The 26,884-nt window shown below is 65.4% G+C and carries 27 protein-coding genes; 21 read left to right on the top strand and 6 right to left on the bottom strand.

Annotated elements, in window-relative coordinates:
- Positions 1-21: 21 nt before the first annotated feature.
- The 15 genes from JWN03_RS20030 (at position 22) to nuoN (ending at position 16,739) form a co-directional block, all read left to right on the top strand.
- The gene (locus tag JWN03_RS20030) at positions 22-279 is read left to right on the top strand and encodes a hypothetical protein (RefSeq protein WP_297617068.1); all 258 of its coding nucleotides are present in this window, start codon (positions 22-24) and stop codon (positions 277-279) included.
- A gap of 71 nt (positions 280-350) precedes the next feature.
- A complete protein-coding gene (locus JWN03_RS20035; protein WP_441343029.1) occupies positions 351-761 on the top strand; it encodes an Rv3143 family two-component system response regulator in 411 nt (136 codons plus the stop codon).
- Between the two features lie 266 nt (positions 762-1,027).
- Entirely contained in the window at positions 1,028-1,408 is a 381-nt protein-coding gene (locus JWN03_RS20040; protein ID WP_297617069.1) for an NADH-quinone oxidoreductase subunit A, read from the top strand.
- A 74-nt stretch (positions 1,409-1,482) separates the two neighbouring features.
- Positions 1,483-2,037, top strand: a complete 555-nt coding sequence (locus JWN03_RS20045; RefSeq protein WP_297617072.1) for a NuoB/complex I 20 kDa subunit family protein — start codon at positions 1,483-1,485, stop codon at positions 2,035-2,037.
- The gene (locus JWN03_RS20050) at positions 2,034-2,831 is read left to right on the top strand and encodes an NADH-quinone oxidoreductase subunit C (protein WP_297617075.1); all 798 of its coding nucleotides are present in this window, start codon (positions 2,034-2,036) and stop codon (positions 2,829-2,831) included. The genes JWN03_RS20045 and JWN03_RS20050 overlap by 4 nt, the downstream gene beginning before the upstream one ends.
- The gene (gene nuoD / locus JWN03_RS20055; RefSeq protein WP_297617078.1) at positions 2,831-4,180 is read left to right on the top strand and encodes an NADH dehydrogenase (quinone) subunit D; all 1,350 of its coding nucleotides are present in this window, start codon (positions 2,831-2,833) and stop codon (positions 4,178-4,180) included. Before JWN03_RS20050 ends, nuoD begins: the two co-directional genes overlap by 1 nt.
- Positions 4,177-4,872, top strand: a complete 696-nt coding sequence (gene nuoE, locus JWN03_RS20060) for an NADH-quinone oxidoreductase subunit NuoE (RefSeq protein ID WP_297617081.1) — start codon at positions 4,177-4,179, stop codon at positions 4,870-4,872. Before nuoD ends, nuoE begins: the two co-directional genes overlap by 4 nt.
- A complete protein-coding gene (gene nuoF, locus JWN03_RS20065) occupies positions 4,869-6,185 on the top strand; it encodes an NADH-quinone oxidoreductase subunit NuoF (RefSeq protein ID WP_297617083.1) in 1,317 nt (438 codons plus the stop codon). Before nuoE ends, nuoF begins: the two co-directional genes overlap by 4 nt.
- The gene (locus tag JWN03_RS20070) at positions 6,182-8,647 is read left to right on the top strand and encodes an NADH-quinone oxidoreductase subunit G (RefSeq protein ID WP_297617086.1); all 2,466 of its coding nucleotides are present in this window, start codon (positions 6,182-6,184) and stop codon (positions 8,645-8,647) included. Before nuoF ends, JWN03_RS20070 begins: the two co-directional genes overlap by 4 nt.
- Before the next feature lie 88 nt (positions 8,648-8,735).
- Complete coding sequence (gene nuoH, locus JWN03_RS20075; RefSeq protein WP_441343031.1) at positions 8,736-10,508, top strand: NADH-quinone oxidoreductase subunit NuoH; 1,773 nt, start codon at positions 8,736-8,738, stop codon at positions 10,506-10,508.
- Positions 10,505-11,326 (top strand): NADH-quinone oxidoreductase subunit J, encoded by an 822-nt coding sequence (locus JWN03_RS20085; RefSeq protein WP_297617089.1) that lies wholly within the window; start codon positions 10,505-10,507, stop codon positions 11,324-11,326. The genes nuoH and JWN03_RS20085 overlap by 4 nt, the downstream gene beginning before the upstream one ends.
- Positions 11,323-11,622, top strand: a complete 300-nt coding sequence (nuoK, locus tag JWN03_RS20090) for an NADH-quinone oxidoreductase subunit NuoK (RefSeq protein ID WP_297617092.1) — start codon at positions 11,323-11,325, stop codon at positions 11,620-11,622. The genes JWN03_RS20085 and nuoK overlap by 4 nt, the downstream gene beginning before the upstream one ends.
- A 19-nt stretch (positions 11,623-11,641) precedes the next feature.
- A complete protein-coding gene (nuoL, locus tag JWN03_RS20095; RefSeq protein WP_297617198.1) occupies positions 11,642-13,513 on the top strand; it encodes an NADH-quinone oxidoreductase subunit L in 1,872 nt (623 codons plus the stop codon).
- Complete coding sequence (locus JWN03_RS20100; protein WP_297617095.1) at positions 13,510-15,126, top strand: NADH-quinone oxidoreductase subunit M; 1,617 nt, start codon at positions 13,510-13,512, stop codon at positions 15,124-15,126. Before nuoL ends, JWN03_RS20100 begins: the two co-directional genes overlap by 4 nt.
- Positions 15,123-16,739 (top strand): NADH-quinone oxidoreductase subunit NuoN, encoded by a 1,617-nt coding sequence (gene nuoN, locus JWN03_RS20105; protein WP_297617098.1) that lies wholly within the window; start codon positions 15,123-15,125, stop codon positions 16,737-16,739. Before JWN03_RS20100 ends, nuoN begins: the two co-directional genes overlap by 4 nt.
- Positions 16,740-16,793: 54 nt before the next feature.
- Here the strand turns inward: nuoN and JWN03_RS20110 are convergent, their stop codons facing one another.
- Positions 16,794-17,672 (bottom strand): alpha/beta fold hydrolase, encoded by an 879-nt coding sequence (locus JWN03_RS20110; protein ID WP_297617101.1) that lies wholly within the window; start codon positions 17,670-17,672, stop codon positions 16,794-16,796.
- 250 nt (positions 17,673-17,922) lie between these two features.
- Between JWN03_RS20110 and JWN03_RS20115 the strand changes: the two genes are divergently transcribed.
- The 3 genes from JWN03_RS20115 (at position 17,923) to JWN03_RS20125 (ending at position 21,182) form a co-directional block, all read left to right on the top strand.
- Positions 17,923-19,713 carry a CocE/NonD family hydrolase C-terminal non-catalytic domain-containing protein gene (locus JWN03_RS20115; RefSeq protein ID WP_297617104.1) on the top strand — a complete coding sequence of 597 codons (1,791 nt, stop codon included), beginning with the start codon at positions 17,923-17,925 and terminating at the stop codon, positions 19,711-19,713.
- 230 nt (positions 19,714-19,943) lie between these two features.
- Positions 19,944-20,759, top strand: a complete 816-nt coding sequence (locus JWN03_RS20120) for an SMP-30/gluconolactonase/LRE family protein (protein ID WP_297617107.1) — start codon at positions 19,944-19,946, stop codon at positions 20,757-20,759.
- Positions 20,760-20,861: 102 nt separating this feature from the next.
- The gene (locus JWN03_RS20125; protein ID WP_297617110.1) at positions 20,862-21,182 is read left to right on the top strand and encodes a hypothetical protein; all 321 of its coding nucleotides are present in this window, start codon (positions 20,862-20,864) and stop codon (positions 21,180-21,182) included.
- A gap of 64 nt (positions 21,183-21,246) precedes the next feature.
- Here JWN03_RS20125 and JWN03_RS20130 read toward each other — a convergent pair whose 3' ends face one another.
- Entirely contained in the window at positions 21,247-22,074 is an 828-nt protein-coding gene (locus tag JWN03_RS20130) for an alpha/beta fold hydrolase (protein ID WP_297617112.1), read from the bottom strand.
- A 30-nt stretch (positions 22,075-22,104) separates the two neighbouring features.
- Positions 22,105-23,034: a helix-turn-helix domain-containing protein gene (locus tag JWN03_RS20135; protein ID WP_297617115.1), complete on the bottom strand. Its 930-nt coding sequence runs from the start codon at positions 23,032-23,034 to the stop codon at positions 22,105-22,107.
- Positions 23,035-23,153: 119 nt separating this feature from the next.
- Between JWN03_RS20135 and JWN03_RS20140 the strand changes: the two genes are divergently transcribed.
- The gene (locus JWN03_RS20140; RefSeq protein ID WP_297617118.1) at positions 23,154-23,555 is read left to right on the top strand and encodes a GlcG/HbpS family heme-binding protein; all 402 of its coding nucleotides are present in this window, start codon (positions 23,154-23,156) and stop codon (positions 23,553-23,555) included.
- Positions 23,556-23,565: 10 nt separating this feature from the next.
- On the opposite strand, the gene JWN03_RS20145 is transcribed toward JWN03_RS20140, so the two are convergent.
- The 3 genes from JWN03_RS20145 to JWN03_RS20155 all read right to left on the bottom strand — a co-directional run bounded on the left by JWN03_RS20145 (position 23,566) and on the right by JWN03_RS20155 (position 25,287).
- The gene (locus JWN03_RS20145) at positions 23,566-24,396 is read right to left on the bottom strand and encodes an SGNH/GDSL hydrolase family protein (protein ID WP_297617121.1); all 831 of its coding nucleotides are present in this window, start codon (positions 24,394-24,396) and stop codon (positions 23,566-23,568) included.
- Positions 24,397-24,517: 121 nt separating this feature from the next.
- On the bottom strand, positions 24,518-24,826 hold the full coding sequence (locus JWN03_RS20150) for a winged helix-turn-helix domain-containing protein (protein WP_297617124.1): 309 nt from the start codon (positions 24,824-24,826) through the stop codon (positions 24,518-24,520).
- Positions 24,823-25,287 carry a hypothetical protein gene (locus JWN03_RS20155; protein WP_297617128.1) on the bottom strand — a complete coding sequence of 155 codons (465 nt, stop codon included), beginning with the start codon at positions 25,285-25,287 and terminating at the stop codon, positions 24,823-24,825. Before JWN03_RS20155 ends, JWN03_RS20150 begins: the two co-directional genes overlap by 4 nt.
- Before the next feature lie 193 nt (positions 25,288-25,480).
- On the opposite strand from JWN03_RS20155, the gene JWN03_RS20160 reads away from it, so the two are divergent.
- Entirely contained in the window at positions 25,481-26,032 is a 552-nt protein-coding gene (locus JWN03_RS20160; RefSeq protein WP_366914453.1) for a TetR/AcrR family transcriptional regulator, read from the top strand.
- Positions 26,029-26,862 carry an alpha/beta fold hydrolase gene (locus JWN03_RS20165; RefSeq protein ID WP_297617131.1) on the top strand — a complete coding sequence of 278 codons (834 nt, stop codon included), beginning with the start codon at positions 26,029-26,031 and terminating at the stop codon, positions 26,860-26,862. The genes JWN03_RS20160 and JWN03_RS20165 overlap by 4 nt, the downstream gene beginning before the upstream one ends.
- Positions 26,863-26,884 lie beyond the last annotated feature (22 nt).

Below are 26,884 nucleotides of genomic sequence, written 5' to 3' on the forward strand. Positions count from 1 at the left end.
GAACTACCCAACCAGCATGGCGTGACACCGCCCGCAATTGCCGATCCGGACCGGCACGTTCCGAAAATTTCACAACTGTCCACGCTGGGCGCGGGTGGGCCGGCAATCCGATTCCACGCCATCGCACTCGTCGCGATCGTCCGCAGCATCACGGCCCCCGAGATTCGCGCGCAAGCCGAAGCCGATCCCGGCCGCGTGTCAGAGCTGATCGAGGACTGGCTCGACGCCGCGGTCGGCTATGCCGATCGGTCCGGCGTGGAAGGTCCGACGAGGCCCTGATTCCTCGACGCGCGGACGGGTTCTGGCGAACCTGCCACCGGCACCCATAGCGAACCCGTACCATCCGGTGCGTGGTCGATGCCAAGCGTCCCGCCGCGCTGCGGGTTCTCGTCTACAGCAATGATGCCGATACTCGGAGCCAGGTCATGCTGGCTCTCGGTAGACGGCCGCATCCGGATCTGCCGCCCATCGAATATGTCGAAGTGGCTACCGGCGCTGTGGTTTTGGAGCATATGGATGCTCATAAGCTGGACTTGGCGATCCTGGACGGCGAATCCGCGCCGACGGGTGGGCTGGGCCTGGCCAAGCAGCTCAAGGATGAAATCGACAACTGCCCGCCGATTGTGGTGCTCACCGGTCGCCCCGATGATGCCTGGCTGGCGAACTGGTCGCGGGCCGATGCGGCTGTGTCGCATCCGCTGGATCCGATCCGGTTGACCGACGCCGTGCTCGGCGTACTGCGGAACCGTTCCGCGGCCTGAGCTCTCCCCTCCCCGGGACCAGGGGATATCTGTGTCACGTGACATTCGCGATTCCGTCGAATCGGTCATGAAAGACCGTTCCGAATTGAATCAAACGGCCTCGCGAAACGTCATGTATCTTGTCGCGTGAGTTGTAGGCTGTGCCCTAGCTCACACGAGCCTGGCTGACGGTATCAATCGCCGCCACGCCCGATCTCCGAAAATCCGGGCCGCCCGGGGCGTCATCGCCCCTGCGCAAGGTTGCAACCAGGAGGGGTAGTGCTGTTGTGAATATCGAGGTGCCGACGCTTGTCCTCGGCGCGGTTGCCGCCGCGTTCGGGGTGTTCTCCGTATTTCTGGCGGCCTTGGTGGGCCCCAAACGCTATAACCGCGCCAAGCTCGAACCGTACGAGTGCGGTATCGAGCCGACGCCGCATGCCGTCGGCGGTGGCCCGGGAAACAGTGGTGGACAACGCTTTCCGGTGAAGTACTACCTCACCGCAATGCTGTTCATCATTTTCGACATCGAGATCGTGTTCCTTTATCCGTGGGCTGTGCACTTCGATTCGCTCGGCCTGTTCGGGCTGGCGGCGATGGCGCTGTTCGTCTTCAACGTGTCGGTGGCCTATGCCTACGAGTGGAGGCGAGGCGGACTCAGCTGGGACTGAGTGGCGTACAGGGGATTCCAAACATTGCACCCCGCCCTGTGCGGGGTGTTTCGATCCGGGAGATGTAGTTCGACATGGGTCTCGAGGAGAAACTGCCCAGCGGATTCCTGCTGAGCACGGTGGAAGATTTCGCGGGCTATCTGCGCAAGAGTTCGCTCTGGCCCGCCACATTCGGCTTGGCATGCTGCGCCATCGAGATGATGGCCACCGGCGGTGGGCGATTCGATATCGCGCGCTTCGGCATGGAGGCGTTCCGCGCCTCGCCGCGCCAGGCCGATCTGATGATCGTCGCCGGACGGGTGAGCCAGAAGATGGCCCCCGTCCTGCGCCAGGTCTACGACCAGATGACCGAACCCAAATGGGTGCTGGCCATGGGTGTTTGCGCATCCTCGGGCGGCATGTTCAACAACTATGCCGTCGTGCAGGGTGTCGATCACATCGTGCCGGTGGACATCTATCTGCCCGGCTGCCCGCCGCGGCCGGAGATGCTGTTGAACGCGATCCTGAAGCTGCACGAGAAGATTCAGGAGATGCCGCTCGGTGTCAATCGCGAGGAAGCCGTGCGGGCCGCCGAGGCCGCCGCGCTCGCCAGCCCCACGACCATACAGATGAAGGGGCTGTTGCGATGAGCTTCGATTCACCGACCGATACGGAGAGCCCCCCGGAGGAGGCCGCGGTGCTACCCGCCGAGTCGAATCAGGATGCTGAGTCCACTCCAGATGAAACCGAGACTGCCGCAACGGAACCCGGACAGGCGCCGGCCGACGAGGTGATCGGCACGCGGCAGGGCATGTTCGGCGTCTCCGGCACGGGCGACACCTCCGGCTACGGCCGTCTGGTCCGCACGGTCAGCCTGCCCGGCGGCAGCGCACCGCCGTACGGCGGCTACTTCGACGATCTGGTGACGGCACTGAGTCGTGCGCTCGAGGGCGCCGGCATCGCGTTCGCGGATGTCATCGAGAAGATCGTGGTCTTCCGCGGCGAGCTCACCCTGCACGTGCACCGCGCGCACCTGCCTGTTGTCGCAAAGACGTTGCGCGACAGCGAGGCTCTGCGTTTCGAGCTCTGCCTCGGTGTGAACGGCGCGCACTTCCCGGAGGACGCCGGCCGCGAACTGCATGCGGTCTATCACCTGAACTCCATCACCCACAATCACCGGGTGCGCCTGGAGGTTTCGGTCTCCGACGCGGATCCGCATCTCCCCTCGCTGTATTCCGTGTATCCGACCACGGATTGGCACGAGCGCGAGACCTATGACTTCTTCGGCATCCTGTTCGACGGTCACCCCTCGCTGACCCGAATCTCGATGCCGGACGACTGGCGCGGTCACCCCCAGCGCAAGGATTACCCGCTCGGCGGGATCCCGGTCGAATACAAGGGTGCGCGTATCCCGCCGCCCGACGAGCGGAGGGCGTACCACTGATGAACGACACAGATGTGTTCGAAGACCAGCAGGACCAGTCTCATCCGGAGCCCCCGAAGCGCCCCGAGCGCACGATCACCGTCGGCGGCAATGACTGGGACGAAATCTCCGCGGCGCTGGACGGCGCCGCCGAGGAACGCATAGTCGTGAATATGGGACCGCAGCACCCCTCCACACACGGGGTGCTACGCCTGATTCTGGAGATCGAGGGCGAGACCGTCACCGAGGCCCGCTGCGGCATCGGCTATCTGCATACCGGTATCGAGAAGAATCTCGAATACCGCAGCTGGGTGCAGGGCGTCACCTTCGTCACCCGCATGGACTATCTGTCGCCGTTCTTCAATGAGACGGCGTACTGCCTGGGTGTGGAGAAGCTCCTCGACATTACCGACGATATTCCCGAACGCGCCAGTGTCATCCGCGTGATGCTCATGGAGCTCAATCGCATCTCCTCGCACCTGGTCGCGCTGGCGACCGGAGGCATGGAGCTGGGTGCGCTGACGCCGATGCTCTTCGGATTCCGCGAGCGGGAACTCATTCTCGATGTGTTCGAGAACATCACCGGCCTGCGCATGAACCATGCCTACATCCGGCCCGGCGGAATCTCCCAGGACCTGCCCGAGGATGGTGTCGCCAAGGTGCGCGAGCTCCTCGAGCTGTTGCCGAAGCGCCTGCGGGATATGGAACTTCTCCTCAATGAGAATCCCATCTGGAAGGCCCGCACCCGTAATGTCGGGATTCTGGATCTGACCGGCTGTATGGCGCTGGGCATCACCGGTCCGATGCTGCGCTCGACGGGTCTGCCCCACGATCTGCGCAAGTCCCAGCCGTACTGCGGTTACGAGACCTACGAATTCGATGTCATGGTCGATACCGGCTGCGACTGCTACGGCCGCTACCTCATCCGGGTGAACGAGATGAAGGAGTCGCTCAAGATCGTCGAGCAGTGTCTGGACCGGCTGCGACCGGGCCCGATCATGGTGGCGGACAAGAAAATTGCCTGGCCCGCGGACTTGGAGCTCGGCCCGGACGGTCTCGGCAACTCCCCCAAGCACATCTCCAAGATCATGGGCACCTCCATGGAATCGCTTATCCACCACTTCAAACTGGTGACCGAGGGTATGCGGGTTCCTCCCGGTCAGGTGTACGTGGCGGTCGAGTCGCCGCGCGGTGAGCTGGGTGTGCACATGGTGAGCGACGGCGGCACCCGGCCGTATCGGGTGCACTACCGCGACCCCTCGTTCACGAACCTGCAAGCGGTGGCGGCAATGTGCGAGGGCGGTCTGCTCGCCGATGTCATCGCCTCGGTGGCCAGTATCGATCCGGTGATGGGCGGGGTGGACCGATGACAGAGATTCTGCTGAACCTGACCGTGCGCCCCATTCCGTATCCGCAGGAGGTGCACGACCGCCTGCAATTGGAGGCGAAGGAGATCATCGAGCGCTATCCGCATCCGCGCTCGGCACTGCTGCCGCTTTTGCATCTGGTGCAATCGGTGGAGAGCTATGTCTCCGGCACCGGCATCGAATTCTGCGCCGAGCAGCTGGGATTGACCGATGCCGAGGTGACCGCGGTGGCCACCTTCTACTCCATGTACCGGCGCAGCCGCACCGGCGACTTCCACGTCGGCGTGTGCACGAACACGCTGTGCGCGGTCATGGGCGGCGACCAGATCATGTCGGAATTGAAGCAGCACTTGGGCATAGGGCATGGGGAGACGACTGCCGACGGCGCGGTCACCCTCGAGCACATCGAGTGCAATGCGGCCTGCGACTTTGCCCCGGTGATCATGGTCAATTGGGAGTTCCTCGACAACCAGACGCCGGAATCGGCACGGGAACTGGTGGATTCGCTGCGCGGCGGTGATCCGGTGACCGGCTCGCGCAGTGGCATTCCGCTCTGCAATTTCCGGGATACCGCGCGCATTCTCGCGGGCTACCCGGATGCGCGCCCGGGAGCGACGGACGGTGTGGCCGGTCCGGCCACGCTCGCGGGTCTGCATGCGGCCGAGCAGGATTCGACGGACGGAGGCACCAAGTGACCACGCTGACCCCGGTCCTCTCGAAGCACTGGGCCGAGCCCGATTCCTGGTCGCTGCCCTCCTACCGCCGGCAGGGCGGCTATCGCGCGCTCCCGAAGGCGCTGCGTATGCAGCCCGACGAGGTGATCGCCACCGTCAAGGACTCCGGTCTGCGTGGTCGCGGCGGCGCGGGCTTCCCCACCGGTATGAAGTGGGGTTTCATCCCGCAGGGCCCCGGCCCAGATGGCATTACCAAGCCGCACTATCTGGTGGTCAATGCCGATGAGTCGGAACCGGGTACCTGCAAGGACATTCCGCTCATGCTGGCGACCCCGCACACCCTGATCGAGGGTGTGATCATCGCGGCGTACGCCATTCGCGCCTCGCACGCCTTCATCTATGTGCGCGGCGAGGTGATTCCGGTCCTGCGCCGGCTGCAGGCTGCCGTCGAACAGGCTTATACCGCAGGCTATCTCGGCCAGAACATCCAGGGCTCCGGCTACGACCTGGAGGTCGTGGTGCACGCCGGCGCCGGTGCGTACATCTGCGGTGAGGAGACCGCACTCCTGGATTCCCTCGAGGGCCGCCGCGGTCAGCCGCGCCTGCGTCCCCCGTTCCCCGCCGTCGCGGGCCTCTACGCCTGCCCGACCGTGGTCAACAATGTGGAATCCATTGCCTCCGTGCCGGCGATCATCGCCAATGGTGTGGAGTGGTTCCGGTCCTTCGGCACCGAGAAGTCGCCGGGCTTCACGCTGTACTCGCTCTCCGGTCACGTGACGCGACCGGGGCAATATGAAGCACCCCTCGGAATCACCCTGCGGGAGTTGCTGAAACACGCGGGCGGCGTCCGCGCGGGGCACACCCTCAAGTTCTGGACCCCGGGCGGTTCCTCCACTCCGATCTTCACCGCGGAGCACCTCGATGTCGCGCTCGACTACGAGGGCGTCACCGCCGCCGGATCCATGCTGGGCACCAAGGCCTTGCAGATCTTCGACGACACCACCTGTGTGGTGCGCGCCGTGCTGCGCTGGACCGAGTTCTACGCCCACGAATCCTGCGGCAAGTGCACTCCCTGCCGCGAGGGTACGTACTGGCTGGTCCAGCTGCTGGAACGGCTGGAGAAGGGTCAGGGTGACGAAACCGATCTGGACAAGCTGCTGGACATTGCCGACAACATCAACGGCAAGTCCTTCTGCGCTCTCGGTGATGGCGCGGCGAGCCCGATCTTCTCCTCCCTGAAGTACTTCCGCGACGAGTACGTCGAGCATCTGCGCCTCGGCGCGTGCCCGTTCGACCCGGCCCGGTCCACCGTCTGGGCTGAAGGAGCGCGATGACACAGACAGTCAACTCCAATACCAGCGATGTGACGCCCACCGATATGGTGAGCGTAATCATCGACGGCACAACGGTTTCGGTGCCCGTCGGGACCTTGGTGATCCGCGCCGCCGAGCTCATCGGCATTCAAATTCCGCGCTTCTGCGACCACCCGCTGCTCGACCCGGTCGGCGCCTGCCGGCAGTGCCTGGTCGATGTGGAGGGGCAGCGCAAGCCTGTCGCCTCCTGCACGCAGACGGTCAGCGAGGGCATGGTCATCCATACCCAGCTGTCCTCCCCCGCCGCCGCCAAGGCGCAGGAGGGCGTGATGGAGCTGCTGCTCATCAATCACCCTCTGGACTGCCCGGTATGCGACAAGGGCGGCGAATGCCCGCTGCAGAACCAGGCCATGTCCTCCGGTCGTGCCGAATCGCGATTCGATGGCGAGAAGCGCACCTACCCCAAGCCGATTCCGCTCTCCTCGGCCATTCTGCTGGATCGGGAACGCTGCGTGCTCTGTGCCCGCTGCACCCGCTTCTCGCAGCAGGTGGCCGGTGATCCGTTCATCGAGCTGATGGATCGTGGTGCGCTGCAGCAGGTCGGCATCGCTGCCGGGGAGCCGATGGACTCCTACTTCTCCGGCAATACCGTGCAGATCTGCCCGGTGGGCGCGCTCACCGGCAGCACCTACCGATTCCGGGCCCGGCCCTTCGACCTGGTGTCCAGCCCCGCCGTCTGCGAGCACTGCGCTTCCGGATGTGCGCAGCGCACCGATCACCGCCGCGGCAAGGTCATGCGCCGGCTCGCCGGTGACGATCCGCAGGTCAATGAGGAATGGAACTGCGACAAGGGACGATTCGCATTCCAGTACGCCACCGAGCGGGATCGGCTCACCACCCCGCTGGTGCGCACCTGGGACGGGACGCTGCAGCCCGCCTCGTGGTCGGAGGCCATCACGGCCGCCGCGCGCGGGCTGGCCGCTGCGCACGGCAATGCCGGTGTGCTGGTCGGCGGTCGCGTCACCATGGAGGACGCCTACGCGTACTCCAAGTTCGCGCGAGTTGCCCTCGATACCAATGACATCGACTTCCGCTCCCGCGAGCACTCCGCGGAGGAGGCCGACTTCCTCGCGGCTCGCATTGCGGGCCAGGGCATCACCGTCGACTACGCGGCGCTGGAGCGTGCGCCGATCGTGCTGTTCGCCGGATTCGAGGCTGAAGAAGAGTCGCCGATGATCTACCTGCGGCTGCGTAAGGCCGCTCGCAAGAACGGCACCGAGATCTACTCGCTCGCGCCGTACACCACGCGCGGCCTGCAGCGTATGAACGGCGTCCTGCTGCCGACCGCGCCCGGTGCCGAGGCGTATCTCATGGAAGCCATCCGCACGGGTGATTCCACCGCTGTCGCAATCGCTCCCGGTCATCTGCAGCACGTCGCCACCATGCTGCGCGAGCCCGGTGCGCTCATCATCGTCGGTGAGCGGCTCGGTGGCATCCCCGGCGGTCTGTCGGCGGCTGCCCGGCTGTCCGATGACACCGGCGCCGGGCTGGCGTGGATCCCGCGTCGTGCCGGTGAACGTGGCGCGCTCGAAGCGGGTGCACTTCCAGTGGTGTTGCCGGGTGGTCGTCCGGTCGCTGATCCTGTTGCACGCCAGCAGGTGCGCAATGCGTGGGGTGTCAGCGAGCTACCGACGACTCCGGGTCGCGACACCGCCGCCATTCTGGCCGCCGCCCCGACGCTGGGCGCACTGCTCATCGGCGGCGTGGAGGTCGGCGATATGCCCGACCCGCATGCCGCGCTCACCGCCATCGATGCCGCCAGTTTCGTTGTGAGCCTGGAACTTCGGGCCAGCGATATCAGCGAGCGCGCCGATGTCGTCTTCCCGGTAGCCTCGGCCATGGAGAAGGCGGGCACCTTCCTCACCTGGGAGGGCCGGCACCGGCAATTCGATGCGGCACTGCGGGATTCGACCGTGCGCCGGGAGTCCGCGCCGATGCCCGAACACCGCGTGCTCGATGCCATTGCCCAGGAGATGGGTGTGCGGCTCGGTCTGCCCGATGTGGCAAGTGCCCGAGCCGAATTGGCGGATATGGGTGCGTGGGACGGTCCGGCCGCCGCCACCCCCGCGCTGCCACCGCAACCGCTCGCGCAGGCAGTCTCCGGCACCGCCGTGCTCTCCGCCTGGCGCATGCTCATCGACCGCGGCCGCCTGCAGGACGGTGAACCCAATCTGGCCGGCACCGCCCGCCCGCCGGTGGTACGGCTCTCGCACGATACCGCCGCCGAAATCGGCGCCACCACAGGCGATCCGGTGACGGTCGGTAATGATCACGGCCATATCACCCTGCCCTTGGTCATCACCGAGATGCCGGACCGGGTCGTGTGGCTGCCCATGAATTCCCCGGGGGCCGATGTGCTGGTGCAGCTCGGCACCACGCCCGGCCACCTCGTGCGCATCCGTCGGGAGGACCACCGTGAGTGATCTGGCTGTATCCATTTTGGCCGTCAGGGGGCCCTCCGTGGTGACGCAGGCAAGCACTGGGGGGTGGAGCGGCGCCTCCGGGCCTGACCTGACGGCCGTGTTCGGCCACGATCCGTGGTGGCTGGTGCTGATCAAATCCGTCGGCATCTTCATCTTCCTGCTGCTCATCCCGATGCTGGCGGTGTACGCGGAGCGAAAGATCGTGGCGTTCATGCAGATGCGCGTCGGCCCCAATCGGGTCGGCCCGCGCGGGAGTCTGCAGTCCATTGCCGACGGCGTGAAGATGCTCCTCAAAGAGGACATCATCCCGACCATCGTGGACAAGCCCATCTTCGTTCTGGCGCCGGTCATTGCGCTGATTCCGGCCGTGATGGCGTTCGCGGTGATTCCGTTCGGTCCCGAGGTCTCCATGTTCGGGCACCGCACGCCGTTGCAGCTGACGGATATGCCGGTGGGTGTGCTCTACATCCTGGCAATGGCCTCGGTGGGCGTGTACGGAATCGTGCTGGCGGGCTGGTCTTCCGGCTCCACCTACCCACTGCTGGGCGGGCTGCGCTCCACCGCACAGGTCATCTCCTACGAGATCGCCATGGCGCTGTGTTTCGCGGCGGTCTTCCTGCTCTCGGGCAGTATGGCCACCTCGGACATCGTGCGGGCGCAGTTCGGCACCTGGTACGTCTTCCTACTGCTGCCGTCGTTCCTCATCTACGCGGTGTCCATGGTCGGCGAGACCAACCGCGCGCCCTTCGACCTGCCCGAGGCCGAGGGCGAGCTGGTCGGCGGTTTCCACACCGAGTACTCCTCGCTGAAGTTCGCCATGTTCATGATGGCCGAATACATCAATATGGCAACGGTTTCCGCGCTGGCCACCACGCTGTTCTTCGGTGGCTGGCACGCACCGTTCCCGATCAGCCTGTGGGCGGGCGCCAACCACGGCTGGTGGCCCATGATCTGGTTCGTCGCCAAGGTGTGGACGTTCCTGTTCGTCTTCATCTGGTTGCGCGGCACGCTGCCGCGACTGCGCTACGACCAATTCATGAATCTCGGCTGGAAGCTGCTGATTCCGGTCTCGCTGGCCTGGGTCATGTTCGTGGCGACGCTGCGGGCACTGCAGAACGAGGGCATTCACGTCCAGACGCCGGGCATGGTCATCGGCGGCCTCGTGGTCGCCGGAGTGATGATCGGCATGGTGCTGCGCGCCGGGCATGCGGGTGACGATCGCTCCAAGGCCGCACCGGATGCTGATGCGACCCGGATGTATTCGGACTTCCCGGTGCCGCCCATGCCGGCCGAGCCGATGGCCCCGACACCGAAATCCGGTCTGCTGGAACCCCTCGGCGGGTTCTACGTCACCGCGGCCACCATGTTCAAGAAGCCGAACACCGAGATGTACCCGGAGGTCAAGACGCCGACGGCGCCGCGCTACCACGGTAGGCACCAGCTCAATCGGCATCCGGACGGGCTGGAGAAGTGCATCGGCTGCGAGCTGTGCGCCTGGGCCTGTCCGGCCGACGCCATCTACGTGGAGGGCGCGGACAACACCGAGGAGGCGCGCTTCTCACCCGGTGAACGCTACGGCGAGGTCTATCAGATCAATTACCTGCGCTGCATCGGCTGCGGTCTGTGCATCGAGGCCTGCCCGACCCGGGCGCTGACCATGACCAACGAATACGAGATGGCCGATGACAATCGCGCCGATCTGATCCTCGAGAAGCGGGACCTGCTCGCACCCATGGCACCGGGGATGCAGCCCGCACCGCACGCCATGTATCCGGGCGCGGACGAGGGCACCTACTACCGCGGTGAAGTCCCCGGCGCGGCAACCGAACTCGCGGGAGTCGAAGGAGGGGCGAAGCGATGAACGGCGGCCTCTACGCCCAACCGGCACAGCAACTGATCACGCACACCTCCACCGGTGAGGCCGTGCAGTTCTGGATTCTGGCCGTGGTCGCGGTGGTCGGCGCGCTGGGCATGGTGTGCGCACGCAAGGCCGTGCACTCCGCGCTCTGCTTGGCGGCCACCATGATTACGCTCTCGGCCTTCTATATCGCCCAGAGCGCGCTGTTCCTGGGCATCGTGCAGATCGTCGTCTACACCGGCGCGGTCATGATGCTTTTCCTGTTCGTGCTGATGCTGGTCGGCGTCGACTCGCAGGAGTCATTACGAGAGACCTTGCGCGGGCAGCGCATCGCGGTGATCGTCGTCGGTGTCGGGTTCGGCATGCTGATCATTGCGGCCCTCGCGCGCGGCATGAAGTCCACCAGCGTCGCCGCTACCGGCCCTGGGCTGGGCGGTAAGGACACCATCGGGGCGCTCGCAGAACTCATCTTCGTGCGCTACGTGTGGGCGTTCGAACTGACCGGCGCGCTGCTCATCACCGCCACCCTCGGCGCCATGGTGCTCGCGCACCGGGAGAAATTCGGCCCGCGCACCGATCAGCGTGAACTGTCCAAACAGCGGTTCCGGGAAGGCACGCGGGTCACACCGCTGCCGACGCCCGGCGTGTACGCCCGCCACAATGCCGTCGACGCACCGGCGCGATTGCCGGACGGCTCCTTCGAGGAGCTGTCGGTCAGTTCCATTCTGCGGCATCGCCGCAACCGCGCCCATGAGGAAGCGGTGGTGCGCACGGTCGGCAGTGGTAGCGGCGACGACTCATCAGAGGAAGGCTTGCGGTGAACCCGGACAACTATCTGTATCTCTCCGCCCTGCTCTTCACGATCGGCGCGGCCGGAGTGCTGGTGCGGCGCAATGCGATCGTCGTATTCATGTGCATCGAGCTCATGCTCAATGCGGTGAACCTGGCGTTTGTCACCTTCGCCCGGCTGCACGCCAATCTGGACGGGCAGGTGTTCGCCTTCTTCACCATGGTGGTCGCGGCCGCCGAGGTCGTGGTCGGCCTGGCCATCATCATGACCATCTTCCGTGCCCGCCGCTCGACCTCGGTCGACGACGCAAGTCTGCTGCGGTACTGATATGACTACCGCACAGATGATGCTGTGGCTGCTGCCGGCGCTGCCCCTCGGCGGCGCCGTATTCCTGCTGCTGCTGGGACGAGTCAGCGATAAGTGGGGACACTGGGTCGGCGCCGCGCTGGCGCTCGGATCCTTCGGTATTGCGGCATGGGCGTTCTCGGCCATGCTGGACCGGCCCGATTCCGCTCGCGCCGTGCACTACAACCTGTTCAGCTGGGTGCCGGTCACCGGGTTCAAGGTTGATGCTGCACTGCAATTGGATCAGCTGTCGATGTGCTTCGCGCTGCTGATCACCGGCGTCGGGTCGCTGATCCACATCTATTCGATCGGCTATATGGCCCACGATGAGGGACGGCGGCGGTTCTTCGCCTACCTCAATCTGTTCCTGGCGGCCATGCTGGTGCTGGTTCTCGCGGACAACTTCCTGGTGCTGTACCTCGGCTGGGAAGGTGTGGGTCTGGCGTCCTATCTGCTGATCGGGTTCTGGTACCACAAGCCTTCTGCCGCAACGGCTGCCAAGAAGGCGTTCGTGGTCAACCGGGTCGGTGATATGGGTCTGGCGATCGCGCTCATGATCATGTTCGCGACGTTCGGCAGCATCGACTTCCGGACGGTGTTCGGGGCGGCGAGCCAGGCGAGCAGTGGAACCCTCACTGCCATCGGGCTTCTCCTGCTGCTCGGCGCGTGCGGTAAGTCGGCACAGGTGCCGCTGCAGGCCTGGCTCGGGGATGCGATGGAAGGCCCGACTCCGGTGTCGGCGCTCATCCACGCGGCGACCATGGTCACCGCCGGTGTGTATTTGATCGCGCGCTCGAACCCGATCTTCGATCTGGCACCCGGCGCACAGGCCGCGGTCATGGCGGTCGGTGCGATCACGCTGCTCTACGGCGCGATCATCGGCTGCGCCAAGGACGACATCAAGAAGGCGCTCGCCGCCTCGACGATGAGTCAGATCGGCTACATGATCCTGGCGGCGGGGCTCGGCCCGGTCGGATATGCCGCGGCCATCATGCATTTGCTGACGCACGGGTTCTTCAAGGCCGGACTGTTCCTCGGTGCGGGTTCGGTCATGCACGCCATGGACGACGAGACCGATATGCGGCGGTACGGCGGGCTGCGCAAGCTGCTGCCGATCACCTACGTCACTTTCGGACTCGGGTACCTCGCCATCCTCGGGGTGCCGCCCTTCGCGGGGTTCTGGTCCAAGGACCGGATTATCGAAGCCGCGTTCACGCACGGCGGAGCCGGTGGCATCATCACTGGACTCGCGGCGCTGGCCGGTGCGGGCATCACCGCGTTCTACATGACACGGGTCATGCTGCTCACCTTCTTCGGTGAGAAGCGCTGGAAGGAAGGTGTGCAGCCGCACGAGTCGCCCGCCTCCATGACCGGTCCGATGATTCTGCTGGCGATCGGTTCCGTCACCTCCGGCGCGTTGCTGGCTTACGGTTCCTCGCTGCAGAATTGGCTGGCGCCAGTGGTCGGCACGCATCATGGTGAGCCGATCATCCCCGTGTGGGCGATCACCTTCTTCGCCTTGGCCGTGGTGGCCGCGGGCGCGTGGGTGGCCTACGACCAGTACGCGTCCCATCCGATTCCGGAAATCGCCCCGGAGGGAACGGCTCTCACCCAGGCGGCCCGCCGCGACCTCTACGGTGACGCGTTCAACGAAGGTGCGTTCATGCGACCCGGTCAGCATCTGACCCGTTCGCTGGTCTTCGTCGACAATCGCGGTATCGACGGCCTGGTCAATACCACCGCCGCCATGATCGGCGGGCTGTCCGGCCGAGTCCGGCGGCTGCAAACCGGTTTCGTGCGCTCGTACGCCCTGTCCATGTTCACCGGCGCGGCACTGGTGGCCGCCGCCCTGCTGGCGGTGAGGTTGTTTTGAGTGACTTTCCCTGGCTGACAATGCTGTGGGCGGTGCCCATGGTGGGGGCCGCGCTCGTACTGTTCTTCCCGTCCGCCTGGCGCAGTGGGGCGCGAATCTTCGCGCTGCTGGTGTCGCTGGGGACGCTCGGGATTGCCATCTGGCTGGCTACGCAGTTCAAAACCGGTGGGGCGCAGTATCAATTCGTGGAAGCGCGGGAGTGGATTCCGGCCTTCGGGGCCGGATACACGCTCGGCATCGACGGCATCGCACTGGTGCTGGTGCTGCTCACCGCGGGGCTCATGCCGCTGCTCATCCTGGCCGGCTGGCAGGACGAGCGGGAGGTCGGCAATGGTCCGCGCGTCGCGCACTACTACGTGGCGCTCATGCTCGTCGTGGAAGCCATGGTGCTGATCTCGTTCACCGCCTTGGACATTCTGCTGTTCTACGTGTTCTTCGAGGTCATGCTCATCCCGATGTACTTCCTCATCGGCGGGTTCGGGCCACGCAGCGGGGATCCGGGTATGCGGGCCCAGCGGTCGCGGGCGGCGGTGAAGTTCCTGCTGTACAACCTGTTCGGCGGGCTCATCATGCTGGCGGCGGTCATCGGGCTGTATGTGCTGACCGCACGGGAGAAGCTCGGGACGAACGGGGCCGGGACCTTCGATTTCCGGGCCGTGATGCACGCCGCCAACTCGGGGCAGCTGGGCGCGACGCCTGCGGTGCTCAACGCGCTGTTCCTCGGATTCATGTTCGCCTTCGCGGTGAAAGCGCCCCTGTGGCCATTGCACACGTGGTTGCCGGATGCGGCCGTGGCCGCAACGCCCTCCAGTGCGGTGCTCATGATGGCGGTTGTCGACAAGGTCGGGACCTTCGGCATGCTGCGCTACTGCCTGCTGCTGTTCCCCTCCGCCACAGCGACTTACGCGCCTTTCATCAGTGTGCTCGCGGTGATCGGCATTATTTACGGGGCGCTACTGGCCATCGGGCAGACCGATGTCATGCGGCTCATCGCCTACACCTCGATCTCGCATTTCGGCTTCATCATTCTCGGCATCTTCGCGCTCACCACGCAGGGCGGGACCGGGGCGACGCTGTACATGGTCAATCACGGGATCTCGACTGCGGCGCTGTTCCTCATTGCGGGATTCCTGGTGTCGCGCAGGGGAAGCCGGCTCATTGCCGCGTACGGCGGGGTGCAGAAGGTTGCGCCGATTCTGGCGGGCACCTTCTTCATCTCCGGACTGGCGACGCTCTCGATGCCGGGGCTCGCACCGTTCATCAGTGAATTCCTGGTGCTGATCGGCACATTCACGCGGTACCCGGTGGCGGCGATATTGGCGGCCAGCGCGCTGGTGCTCGCGGCGCTGTACGTGCTGTGGATGTACCAGCGGATGATGACCGGGCCGGTCAAGGAGGGCAACGAGCGGCTCTACGACCTGCTGCCACGGGAAATGGTGGTAGTCGTCCCGCTCATCGCGGCGCTGCTGTTCCTCGGCGCGTACCCGAAACCCGTTCTGGACCGCATCGATCCGGCGGTGGCACGCACGCTCGACACCATCGGACAGCACGATCCGGCACCGGCCGTGAAGCCGGAGGCCGCACAGACACCTAGCGGAGGTGCTCACAAGTGAGTGCTACACCCTTGATCCTCGCCACTGTGTCCGTTCCTGCTCCAAGCATCGAATATCGCGATCTCGCCCCGATGCTCATCGTGTTCGGAGTCGCGGTCGCGGGCGTACTGGTGGAGGCGTTCGCGCCCAGGCAATCCCGGTACCTGATCCAATTGATCCTCGGGCTCGGCGGCATGGGTGTCGCGCTCGGCGCGGTGATCGGGCTGCGCGGCACCAATGAGACCGCGGTGGTCGGGGCGGTCGCCATCGACGGGGTGACGCTCTATCTGCAGGGCACCATCCTGGTGGTGTCGATCCTCGGGCTGCTGTTCATTGCCGAGCGTCGGTCCGATCGGCAGCCGGTGCGCAAGGAGGGGCCGGGCACCTGGAGTCTCACCGCCTCACGCGGGGTGGATGCCTTTGCTCCGCAGGCGGCGGCCATGCCGGGTAGTTCCGACGAAATCGCCGCTACGCGAGCGGGAGTCGCTACCACCGAGGTTTTCCCGCTCACGCTCTTCGCGGTGGCCGGGCTCATGCTCTTCCCTGCCTCCAATGATCTGCTGACGATGTTCGTGGCGCTGGAAGTGCTGTCGCTGCCGCTGTACCTGCTGTGCGGACTGGCGCGGCGGCAGCGGTTGCTGTCGCAGGAAGCGGCGTTGAAGTACTTCCTGCTGGGCGCGTTCTCATCGGCCTTCTTCCTCTACGGAATGGCGTTGCTCTACGGCTATGCCGGGACGGTGCGGCTGTCCGGGATTGCTGATGCGGTGGCCCGCGACACCAGCTCTTCGCACACGCTGGCGGTGCTGGGTGTGGGCATGCTGGCTGTCGGGCTGCTCTTCAAGATCGGTGCGGTGCCGTTCCAGTCCTGGGTTCCCGATGTGTACCAGGGCGCCCCGACTCCGATTACCGGATTCATGGCTGCCGCAACCAAAATCGCGGCTGTCGGTGCCATGTTGCGGGTGCTCTACGTGGCGGTCCCGGGGCTGCGCAACGATTGGCGGCCGGTGCTCGCGGCCATCGCCATTGCCACCATGGTGGTCGGCGCGGTCTTCGCTATCACTCAGACGGATATGAAGCGCATGCTCGCGTATTCGTCGGTGGCGCATGCCGGTTTCATTCTCACGGCCCTGGTCGCCGCCAATACGGCGGGCGTCTCCTCGGTGCTGTTCTACCTCGCGGTCTACGGGCTCGGAACTCTCGGCGCCTTCGCCGTCGTGAGCCTGGTGCGCGACGAAAACGGTGACGAGGCAACGTCTCTCTCGGCCTGGGCGGGGATGGGACGGCGATCCCCGTGGCTCGCGTCCATCTTCTCGCTGTTCCTGCTGTCCTTCGCCGGAATTCCGCTGACCAGCGGGTTCATCGCCAAGTTCGCGGTCTTCGAAGCCGCATCCTCCGGGGAGGCGGCAACGCTGGTGATCGTCGGTGTAATCAGCAGTGCCATCGCGGCCTTCTTCTACATCCGCGTGATCGTGCTGATGTTCTTCACCGATGTGCCGACCACCTCGACTACCGTCGTCTCCCCCACGCTCACCACCACGGTGATCGCGATGACTGCGGCGTCGACCTTGGTTCTCGGTATCTTCCCGCAGCCGCTGCTGGATCTTGCCAAGAACGCGGCCACCTTCGCACACTGATCCGACCGGAACGACGAAGGCCCGCTGCGCTTTTCGCGGCGGGCCTTTCGTTTGTCACTGGAATAGGTTGCGCAGCTCGGCGGCGACGAGCTCCGGCTTTTCGCCGTTCAATGCCGCCGTGTGACCGACGTCGGACAGCGTGACGCGGCGGACGTTCGGCAGCAGCTTCTCCAGGGCGTCTTGGGCGGCCCGCAGATAGCCGATGCTGTTCTCGCCGCCGATCAGCAGGGTGTCGCAGCGCAATTCGCTGAATTCCTTGTCAGCGATCACACTTTCGACCATTCCCACGTCGTATCGGACGGTGGGAAGGAGATCGCGCATGGGCGCCTCGTCCTCTTCTCCTTTGTCCAGCCGCAACATCAGCGCCATGATGGGCGTCAGCACGAACCTGGGGAGTCTGGCGACGCCGCCGATGTCGCCGGTGGCCTTGACAACGGTCACGAATGCCGATGCTGTTCTGCCGTAATTCATTTCGTGCTCGTAGCGACTCAGCCAGCCCAGTGGTGATTTGCCGTCTGCGGCGGCGAGTGGGGGGTCGTAGAGGGCGAGCTTCGTGATCTCTGGCAGCGCACGGGCCGCGTGCAGGGCGACTGTTGCGCCTGCGCTGAGTCCGAACACATTGTGTGTACCGGTGTGCTGCAGCAGGGCGCCGAGGTCGTCGATCTCGGTCTGAATGCCGTAGTCGAGGCCGAAGGGGCCGCTCATGCCTCGACCTCGGCGGTCAGGGATGTAGACGGTGAAGTCTGCGGACAGGATCTTGGCGAGCGATTCGAACCCTTTCGAGGTCATCATTGCGCCGTGCATGAGGACCAGGCCCGGGCCTGTGCCGGTTTGGCGGTAGCCGATTCGGGTACCGCCGGGTGCTTGAATCGAAGCGGTCTCGAAGGTTGCGGTGGTCGGTTCTTCGGTCTGCAGCGCTGCCGTTTTGCTCATGAACAGAGTCTGCAGAAGGCCCCTGTCGTCGCGCTTGCGTTGAGCTGTCATGCACAAACGGGGCTGACGTCCTCCCCCACCGCAAGCGTCTCTCTCCGGGCGGTCGGTTTGTGCGGCGCATATGACGAACTGCGCCAGCATGAGTTCGTAAGGGGGTCAGTGTAATTCAAAGCAGCGGTGTCGGATTCTGTTCCATGCCAGCCTGATTGGACATGCAGTGTGTCGACCAAGGAAAGGTTAGGCGGTACTGATGTCACAGGGAGATTCGACGATCGGAATCACGGCGGAACAGGTCTCGCGGATTGCTAGCGAGGGGGCCTGGGATGCGCACGGCGGGGTTCGGCCGGAAGCGGTGCAACTGGCCACGAATCTGGTGGAGGCGCTGCGGAATCGCAGCGGCCGCGGGCTGCTGCCCGGCGAATTGAGTGACGTAGTAGCCCAGGCGCTGAATTTTGTCGTCCCGACATTTCCGCAGATCCGGACCGAGGAGGGGTTCGCGCTCTCGGCGCATCTGCTACGGCAGGTGGCGACGGGGCCACGACCGCTGGTTGTGGTGCCTGCCGGGTGGACGCCGGTGGGGTGGCCACTGTTCGAATACGCCTATCTGTCGTTGGCGATCCGGGGTTATCACGTGCTCGCCTATACCCCGCGCGGAATCGGCTGGACCAAAGCCCCGTACAGCGAGCTGCCGTGGTTCGGCACCTCCGAGGGCAAGGTGAATGTCGCCGGACCGAAGGACTGGTCGGATGGCTCGCGTGTGCTCGACTTCGCCATTGAAAAGCTCAATCCCAGCGGAATCGCGTTCCTGGGCGAGTCCTATGGCTCCGGGATCGGGCAATTGGTGGCCGCGAACGATAATCGGGTCGATGTTGTTGTCGCACTCAGTACGTGGGGGAACCTCGCATCAAGTCTGTACGAGAACGACACTCGTCATCTCAAGGCCGTTGCCGCGCTGCTCAGCCTGACCGGTGGCGAGCCGGCGGACAAGTTCGATCCGGAGGAGTTGGACATCCTGGCGAAGTTCGCCGAGGGCCGCGATATGGACGATGTCGTCGAATGGGGCAACCTCCGTGCGCCGGAGAACTACGCGCAGAGCCCGGACGCCCGTGAGATTCCGACGTTCTACTCCAACACCTGGCACGAGGGCCTGTTCGCGGCCAATCAGGTGCTCACCACCTTCAACCACCTCCGCGGGCCCAAACGCCTGAACATGTGGATCGGCGATCATGCCGCCCCCGAGGGACCGGGGCTGATCGCACCGTCCCTGGCCGGTCCGAATCTGCCTTTGCGCGAGGCATATGCGTGGCTGGATCATTATCTGAAGGGTGAGGAAAACGGTGTCCGCGAGTGGCCGCAGGTGAGCAATCAGGTGATGTTCACGTACGTCACGAAGTCCGCCTCCGGCAATGGGCAGAACGTCATTGTCGAACACGCGCGGCGGGAGGAATCGGCAACATGGTCCGAAGTCACCACCAGCACTGAAGTGCTGACCCTTACCGATGCGGATGGCAGCGGTGACGGCGGGCTCGGCGCGGAATCGGTATCCGGCTGGGAGCGGGGCTTCACGGTCGGCAAGGAGCCCGAGGTCGTCGCCATGGATGCGATCATGACGACCGGACAGGAGGAGTGGGGCGGCAATCCGAAGATCTACCACACCAATGAGATCGACCGTGGTCATGCACTGGTGTGGTCGACCTCCGAAGGCGGCGTCGGCCGGCGAATCCGCGGGATCCCGCGGTTGCAGTTGACCGTCGCGAGCAGTGAGAGGTCGGCGACCGTGGTCGCCTACCTACTCGATGTCGCTCCGGACGGTGACGCGAGAATCATTACGCACGAACCGAATACGCTCACCTTGGACGGTCCGGCCACTGTTGCCTGGGACCTGCAGGCGGCTGCCTACGACGTACCGGACGGCCATCGGGTGATGCTTGTCGTGGATGGCCTCGATCCGCTCTACTCCACGGCCGCCGTGACCGATTCGACGATCACCGTCAGCTCACCCGAGGGCGCACTTTCGCATCTGGAGCTGCCGCTCGGCTGACCTGATCGTGCCCGGTAGAGGCGGTCCCCCGGTGGCAGACGGCGGGGCCGCCTCGTTCTGCGTCCCGCCTTCGCCGCGTCGATGGTGGCTTGGACCTCGGAGGCGAACTTCGCGAGTCCGAGGGTGGCCGAAGTGAGGGCGTGTCGAACGATGAGTTTTCGAGGCGGGGGCCGTCACCATTACTACCGACCGAGAAAGGACGTCGCGACGTGAATGAGCCCGAGATTCTAATGCAGGGAATCGTGTTCGGCGAGTCTCCGCGCTGGCACGAGGGACAACTCTGGTTCTCCGACTGGGGAGCGAACGAAGTGATCGCGCTCGGCCCGGACGGCGGCCACGAGGTGATCGTGAAGATTCCGTCGTTTCCGATGTGCATCGACTTTCTGCCCGACGGGCAATTGCTGATCGTGGACTCGGCGCAGCGACAGCTCCTGCGCCGTGACGCCGACGGGTCACTCGTTCGACATGCCGACCTGTCCGCGGTGTCGGAGAAGCCGTGGAACGACATTGTGGTCGATGACCGGGGTTATGCCTACATCAACAGCATCGGATTCAATTTCCCCGCAGACGAATTCGCGCCGGGGTTCGTTGTTCTGGTCACCGCGGAGGGTGTTGTTCGGCAGGTCGCCGACAACCTCGCCTTCCCGAACGGAATGGCGATCACGCCAGACGGACGGACGCTGATCGTCGCGGAATCCTATGCGGAGCGGTTGACCGCCTACGACATCGAGCCCGATGGCGGTCTCGGCGATCGCCGGGTGTGGGCGGCAACTCCTGGCGACCATCCTGACGGCATCTGCATCGACGCCGAGAATGCGGTCTGGTACGCCGATGTGGGCAACCGGCATTGTGTCCGTGTCGAGGAAGGTGGTGCGGTGCTGGCCACCGTCGAGCTCGACCGGGGTGCATTCGCGTGCGCGCTCAGCCGGGGCGAGAATCCGTATCTGTATGTGGTGGGCCAGAATTGGGGCGGTCCCCAGGCATCGGAACGCACGGGGCAGGTAGTTGCGTTCCCCGCACCCGCGCCGGGGGCTGGGAAACCCTGATCGGGGCAATTGTCCGGGACTCCCAGGAGTTCCCGCGCGCGATGCCGGAGAGTGCCATAGCTTAGATGTATATCCGAGGCGGATTCGCGGAAGGAGGGGCAGATGCGACAGCAACCGGGGGCGATCGGATACCTTCGCCATGACGTGTCTGCCGCGCACCAGCAGTGGGATATCGCCCAAATACAGCATCTCGCAAAACGTTTGGGCTATGACCTCTGCAAAATGCTGGTGTTCGGACCGGAGACGGACCAGCCGATGGAGCAGCTTCGCGACGCGGTGTCCCAGCTCGAGGCCGATGCGGTCATCACAGTCGACCTCGAACACTTCGACGGCGATGTGCCCGACGGAATCGTCGACGTGGCCGACGTGATCACCGTCAATCCGGAAAACACGTACACCCGCTGGGTCGTCCCGCCGACCTGACGGGCCGCATCTCGTACCTCAGGCGCGCAGATGCGGCCGGGCGTTCGACCTGGCCGCCGGGTGTTCAGTTGTCCCGCAATACTTCTCGCACACGCTTGACGAAGGCTTCCGGGTCCTCCATGAAGCCGCCGTGGCCGCCGGGGAACAGTTCCGGCTCGATACCCAGTGCCGCACCGAGCTTGCGGGACGTGTGGTCGCAGAACAGATCGGTGGAGGTGTCGCCGATGCCGATAATAAGGTGGGTGGGCGTCGTGCGCAGGCCGTCGAGGTCGGGCTCCCAGCCTGCGGTGCCCCGGAATTCGTGCTTGTAGAAGAAGGCTTCGGACGCGACGGCCTCGGGATCGCGCGGATTGGCGAACATCTGCTGCAGGACCGGCTCCGGCATGGACAGTCCGGTGGTGGCGAAGAACTTTCGCACTCCGCCTTCGGCATCACCCGAGCTGTAGGTGGCAATGGTGTCCTCGGATTCGGCGCGCTGTGCGTCACGATCGTCGAGGAGTTCACGCAGCGGCGGCTCGTGCGCGATCAGGGTGGACATCAGATCGGGACGGAGCAGGGCCAGGGCGAGACCGGTGACGGCGCCGCCGCTGGAGCCGATCACAATGGCCGGGCCCGCATCGAGATTGGTGATCAGGCGCGCCAGATCGTCGGCGCGCAGCTCGGGGGTCGAGTCCTGGTTCGGATCGTTCAGGGTGCTCTTGCCATGGCCGCGCGGGTCCGGGGTCAGCACCGTGTAGTCGGAGGCGAGCAATTCTGCGGCAGCGACGAACGGCCCCGAATCCATCGGCGCACCGACCAGAGCCAGCAGCGGGCCGCTGCCTCGTACTTCGTAGTAGAGGCGGCCGTCGGGCACGGTCAGGAAGCCGGTGGTCACGGGGGTGGTCGAGGTCATGGTTACTCCCAATGGGCAGGCAGGCGACGCTTACACCACTTCAGACGGTACGCCCGGCCCGGATTCATCGGTGCCTGCCAACTGTTCGGAATCGGTCCTGGGCAATTCGCCCGCCTGCTTCGGCTCGCTGCGGCGATCCGGGGGCACGGCAGCCCAGGAACCCAGGATGCGCAGCGCCTCGTGACTGGGTGAACCCGCGGGTGCGGTGTAGGTGACCAGGGTCTGACCTGGTGACGAAAGAACTTGCAGCACTTGCCAATCGAGTGCCAGATCGCCGACCACCGGATGCCGCAGCAATTTGCGGCCACCCGCCATCGTGCGCACGCCGTGTCCGGCCCACCAGCGGCGGAAGTCGAGGTCGTGGACGGACAGCTCCCCCACCAATTGCATGAGGCGCGGATCGCCGGGTGTGCGGGCGGCCGTCATGCGCAAACGGTCCACGGCTTCCGCCGCGACCTGCTCCCAGTTCTTGAACAGGGTGCGCATTCGGGGCTCGAGGAACACCAAGCGGACCAGGGCGCGCTGGTGTGCCGGGATTTCGGCGAAGTCGACGAACAGTGCTGCGGCTGCGGCATTCCACGCGAGGATGTCGGTGCGCGGGCCCAGTACCAGTGCGGGAGTGGGCAGGGCGTCGAGGAGATCCCGCATAGCGTTGCTCACCTCCGGCTCGGAACGGCCGCGCCGAGTGGGCCGCGCCTGCACCAGCATCCGCAGGTACTCGTGTTCCTCGTCCGTCAGCCGCAGTGCTCGCGCTATGCCTGCCAGCAGGTTGTCCGAGGCCGCCGAGACCCGGCCCTGTTCGAGACGTGTGTAGTGATCCACGCTCACCGCGGCCAGCAGCGCGACTTCCTCGCGCCGCAGTCCTTTGACCCGGCGCGGATTCCCGACGGCGGGCAGACCGACATCCTTCGGGGATACGGTCGCGCGTTTGGCCTTCAGGAAGTCGCCGAGCTCACTCACGCTGACCAGTCTCGCATTTTCCGGCCGCCCGGTTCCTGGGGCTGCCATCCCCCGGAACGCCTGCTCCAGGTACGACACCACCCTGGTTCTCGCCGCTGCGCACCGCGAATCTCAGTGCCATGACGACATTGACGCTCGACACCGCAGCCCGCCTCGCCGCCGCCGGGCACAAGGCTGCCGAAACCATCGACACTCCCATGAACATCGCCGTGGTCGACGCGGCCGGGCATCTGCTGCACTTCTCTCGCATGGACGACGCCCTGCTCGGCTCCATCGACATCGCACTGCGAAAAGCCAAGACCGCCATCCTCTTCCGCATGCCGACCGCTGTCCTCGGAACGCTGTCGCGCCCGGACGGGCCGATCTACGGCATCGAATTGAGCAATGACGGACTGATCTCCTTCGGCGGCGGGCTGCCGATCACCGATGCCGACGGACGGGCGATCGGTGCGGTGGGAGTATCGGGCGGCACCGCCGATCAGGACGTGCAGATCGCACAGGCCTGCCTCGCGGCGCTGTAGCCGAAAACTGCTACTGCTCACCGAAATCGGTGCTGAGACCTGCGGCGACCGAGTCTGCGACGGCGGCCATACCGAAGGCATTGGGGTGGTACGGGGCGCCCCTACCTGCCATCGGATTCGGTAGCTCGAAGCCGGTGACCCAGGGCTGCAGGCCGCACGCGGTGTGCTGGGATTCGTCTCCGCCGGTGCGCACCAACGTCGCGCCCGTCGAGTCGGCGGCGCGTCGGGTGGCTTCGAGTAGCCCGATGTATGTGGAGCGCAAGGCAATTGCCTGGTTCGGGGCGAGGGGCACGGTGGCACAGGTTTCGGCACGTGCGTCGAGAACCGGCAGGTAGTCGACCAGCATCACGGTCGCGCCGGGGGCTTTGGCTCGGACCGTGTCGACCACCTCGGCCAGTGCGCTTTCCACTCGGTCCAGGTCGGCGGCTGTGGCCGGGGTGGCCGCGCCGCCACAGGCGCTGGGGCCGAGGGCATTTCGGCAGCTCAGTGTGGTCAGCGCACCGACGTATCCGAGGTCGTTCCCGCCTATGGTGATCGTGACCAGGCGAGCGTCCGGGGTGACGGCATCGATCTGCGGTGCGAGGTGACGGCCGGTGACACCGCGGTCCGCAACCAGGTGTGCGTAGTCGGCCCCGGAGCGCAGGCAATCGATGTCGATTATCGGCTCGAGGGCCGGACCCGCGGCATACGAGCTACCGAGCGCAACGTACGTCGTCCCGGCCTCGATCACCGGCGAATTGCCATGTGCCGTACCGGTCGCGATCCCAGCCGTGGTGCAGGCCGCCGCCACCGCGGCGAGCCGCCGGAGACTTCGCCGGCTCGCGATATCGGCAGTGGGCATGACCTGACTCCTCACTCGGCAAACGATCTCTCGTGCCGGGCATAGACGAACGCGCGCTCACACCTTAGATATCGCACGGGGGTCTGTGGGGAGGTGTTCGGAGCGTCCGCCCTGCACGTCTCTAACCCTCTACCGGCGGCGCGACGCCGGCGACAATTTCCTGCAGCGCCGCGATGTGACCGTTGAAGGCGTCGCGGCCGGTACTCGTCAATTGCGCGCGCACCTTGCGGCGGCCGCCGTCGAGCCGCCGTTCGGTGAGCACGTACCCGGCCTCTTCGAGCGTCGTGAGTTGTTTGGACAAGGCCGAATCCGACAGTCCCAGGCGGTCTTTGAGGAAGGCGAACTCGGCCCAGTCGGCGGCTGCCAGTGTTGCGACGAGGGTGAGCCGGGTGCTCGGATGAATCAGCTCGTCGAAGCGCGCAGCCGTCATGCTCGTGCCCAGCGGCGCAGGACGCGCAGCATCTCCGGGCCGCCGAATCCGATGACGGCCGCGACGAATACGCCCGCCCAGATGCCGGGATGATCGGTTCCGTCGGCACCGAGCGCGAACGCCACACCGATGGTGACCGCCACGAGCCCGAGCAGCATGCCGATCACGACCAGCGGGGTGCGGCGGCCGGCAACGGATGCGCTGACCTGTAGTTGATCTGTGCGCCGCCGTCTGTCGAGCAGTCGCGATGCGAGGGCCGAATGCCCCATCCCGAAGGCCAGGGTGGCGACCGTGATGAGCCAGGCCGGCCCGACACCCCCGATCACGCCGAGGACCAACCACCCTGCTGCCATTGCCCACCAATAACCCCGGGGCAGGCCGACCTCGTCGGCCACTCGGCGCTGAGCGGAGGCGGCCGCATCGAGTGCGGCGCGGGCCTGGTCGGGTGCGGTGTTGTCCATGATGACTCCCTACTTTCCTACTAGGAAAGTAAGACTCCCACTTTCCTGGTAGGAAAGTCAACGGCTTCCGCCCAGGTGGACGCGTTCGAGACCAATTGCCGATTTTTCAAACCTATGTATATTAGGTTATTACCTAATCTTCTTAGGAAGGAGCGCTACGAGGGCACCCCGTGCGGGCCTGTCCGCTGATCGCATCACCCGGGCCGCTGCCGAACTCGCCGACGAGGTCGGGTTCGACAATGTGACGCTGTCCGCTGTCGCCAGGAAGTTCGGCGTAAAGGATCCGAGCCTCTACTCGCATGTGCGCAATCTGCAAGATCTGCGCACGCGTATCGCGCTGCTGGGTGCCGTCGAGATGACCGACAGTATTGCGGCGGCCGTCGCGGGACGGGCGGGCAAGGATGCGCTCGTCGCATTCGCTGATGCGTACCGCGACTTCGCGGGTCGGTATCCGGGCCGCTACGCGGCCACCCAGAGCCGGGTCGATCCCACCGCGATCGCCGACGCCCCTGGCCTCCTGCGCAGCGTGGAACTCACGACCGCCATGCTGCGCGCCTACAACCTCGACGATGACGACCTCATCGACGCAGGTCGGCTATTGCGCAGCACTTTTCACGGCTTCGCCACGCTCGAGACGAGCGGCGGCTTCGCGCACTCCCGCGAGACCGATACCTCGTGGGCACACATTCTGGATGCCCTGCACCTGCTCCTGCTGCAGTGGCCGACCCTCGAGGAGAACCGTTGAGATCCGATACCCTCCGCGTGCCCGGCGCGCACCTCTACTACGAGGTGCGTGGTGATGGTCCACTGCTGTTGATGATTCCGGGTGGCGGCGGCGATGCCGCAGTAGTCGACCCGATCGCGGATCTGCTCGCCGAACACTTCACCGTGGCCTGCCTGGATCCGCGCGGCTACTCCCACAGCACCCTCGACAGCACGGAACCGCAGGACCAGCGGGTGGAGGTGCAGAGCGATGACGCCTACCGGCTGATCGCGCACCTCACCGATGAGCCCGCCTACGTATTCGGCGGCAGCAGCGGGGCGATTGTCGGCCTGGATCTGCTGGCCCGCCACCCGGAACGCATCCGCCGCCTGGTCGCGCACGAACCGCCCTGCTTCGCCATCCTTCCCGATGCCGAGGCCCAGCGTGAATTTGTCGAGGAGGTCTACACGCTCTTTCGCACCGAGGGTCTGGCTGCGGCCGGTATGCGATTCCTGGCAGGGATCGGCGGCACTTTGAAGCCGATGCCGGCACCGGCGGACCTGCCGCCCCGGGTCGCTGCCATGATGGCTCGCCTGCACGCCAATTCCCCGATCATGATGGAACACGAACTGCGCCAATTCACTTCGTATATCCCGGATATCGCGGCGCTCGCCGGTGTTGTCGATCGGCTCGTGCTGGGTTCCGGGCGCGAGACCGGAACCCACCTTCCGGCGCGCCCGGCCGCCGAACTCGCCACCCGCCTCGGCATCGAGGTCACCGAATTCCCCGGCGGCCACAGCGGTTTCACCGATGAACCCGGCGCCTTCGCTCAGCTGCTGATGGAGACGCTGCGCGCCCCGGTACGCAGCTGAGGTTCGACGCACCCTCGGATCT

It is taken from the genome of Nocardia sp. (assembly GCF_025465275.1).
Taxonomy (GTDB): domain Bacteria; phylum Actinomycetota; class Actinomycetes; order Mycobacteriales; family Mycobacteriaceae; genus Nocardia.

Coding starts and splice junctions, on each gene's coding strand:
- JWN03_RS20045 (WP_297617072.1), top strand. CDS start 1,483: ATGGGTCTCGAGGAGAAACTGCCCAGCGGATTCCTGCTGAGCACGGTG.
- JWN03_RS20050 (WP_297617075.1), top strand. CDS start 2,034: ATGAGCTTCGATTCACCGACCGATACGGAGAGCCCCCCGGAGGAGGCC.
- nuoD (WP_297617078.1), top strand. CDS start 2,831: ATGAACGACACAGATGTGTTCGAAGACCAGCAGGACCAGTCTCATCCG.
- nuoE (WP_297617081.1), top strand. CDS start 4,177: ATGACAGAGATTCTGCTGAACCTGACCGTGCGCCCCATTCCGTATCCG.
- JWN03_RS20070 (WP_297617086.1), top strand. CDS start 6,182: ATGACACAGACAGTCAACTCCAATACCAGCGATGTGACGCCCACCGAT.
- JWN03_RS20085 (WP_297617089.1), top strand. CDS start 10,505: ATGAACGGCGGCCTCTACGCCCAACCGGCACAGCAACTGATCACGCAC.
- nuoL (WP_297617198.1), top strand. CDS start 11,642: ATGCTGTGGCTGCTGCCGGCGCTGCCCCTCGGCGGCGCCGTATTCCTG.
- JWN03_RS20110 (WP_297617101.1), bottom strand. CDS start 17,672: ATGAGCAAAACGGCAGCGCTGCAGACCGAAGAACCGACCACCGCAACC.
- JWN03_RS20115 (WP_297617104.1), top strand. CDS start 17,923: ATGTCACAGGGAGATTCGACGATCGGAATCACGGCGGAACAGGTCTCG.
- JWN03_RS20120 (WP_297617107.1), top strand. CDS start 19,944: ATGCAGGGAATCGTGTTCGGCGAGTCTCCGCGCTGGCACGAGGGACAA.
- JWN03_RS20125 (WP_297617110.1), top strand. CDS start 20,862: ATGCGACAGCAACCGGGGGCGATCGGATACCTTCGCCATGACGTGTCT.
- JWN03_RS20130 (WP_297617112.1), bottom strand. CDS start 22,074: ATGACCTCGACCACCCCCGTGACCACCGGCTTCCTGACCGTGCCCGAC.
- JWN03_RS20140 (WP_297617118.1), top strand. CDS start 23,154: ATGACGACATTGACGCTCGACACCGCAGCCCGCCTCGCCGCCGCCGGG.
- JWN03_RS20145 (WP_297617121.1), bottom strand. CDS start 24,396: ATGCCCACTGCCGATATCGCGAGCCGGCGAAGTCTCCGGCGGCTCGCC.
- JWN03_RS20150 (WP_297617124.1), bottom strand. CDS start 24,826: ATGACGGCTGCGCGCTTCGACGAGCTGATTCATCCGAGCACCCGGCTC.
- JWN03_RS20155 (WP_297617128.1), bottom strand. CDS start 25,287: ATGGACAACACCGCACCCGACCAGGCCCGCGCCGCACTCGATGCGGCC.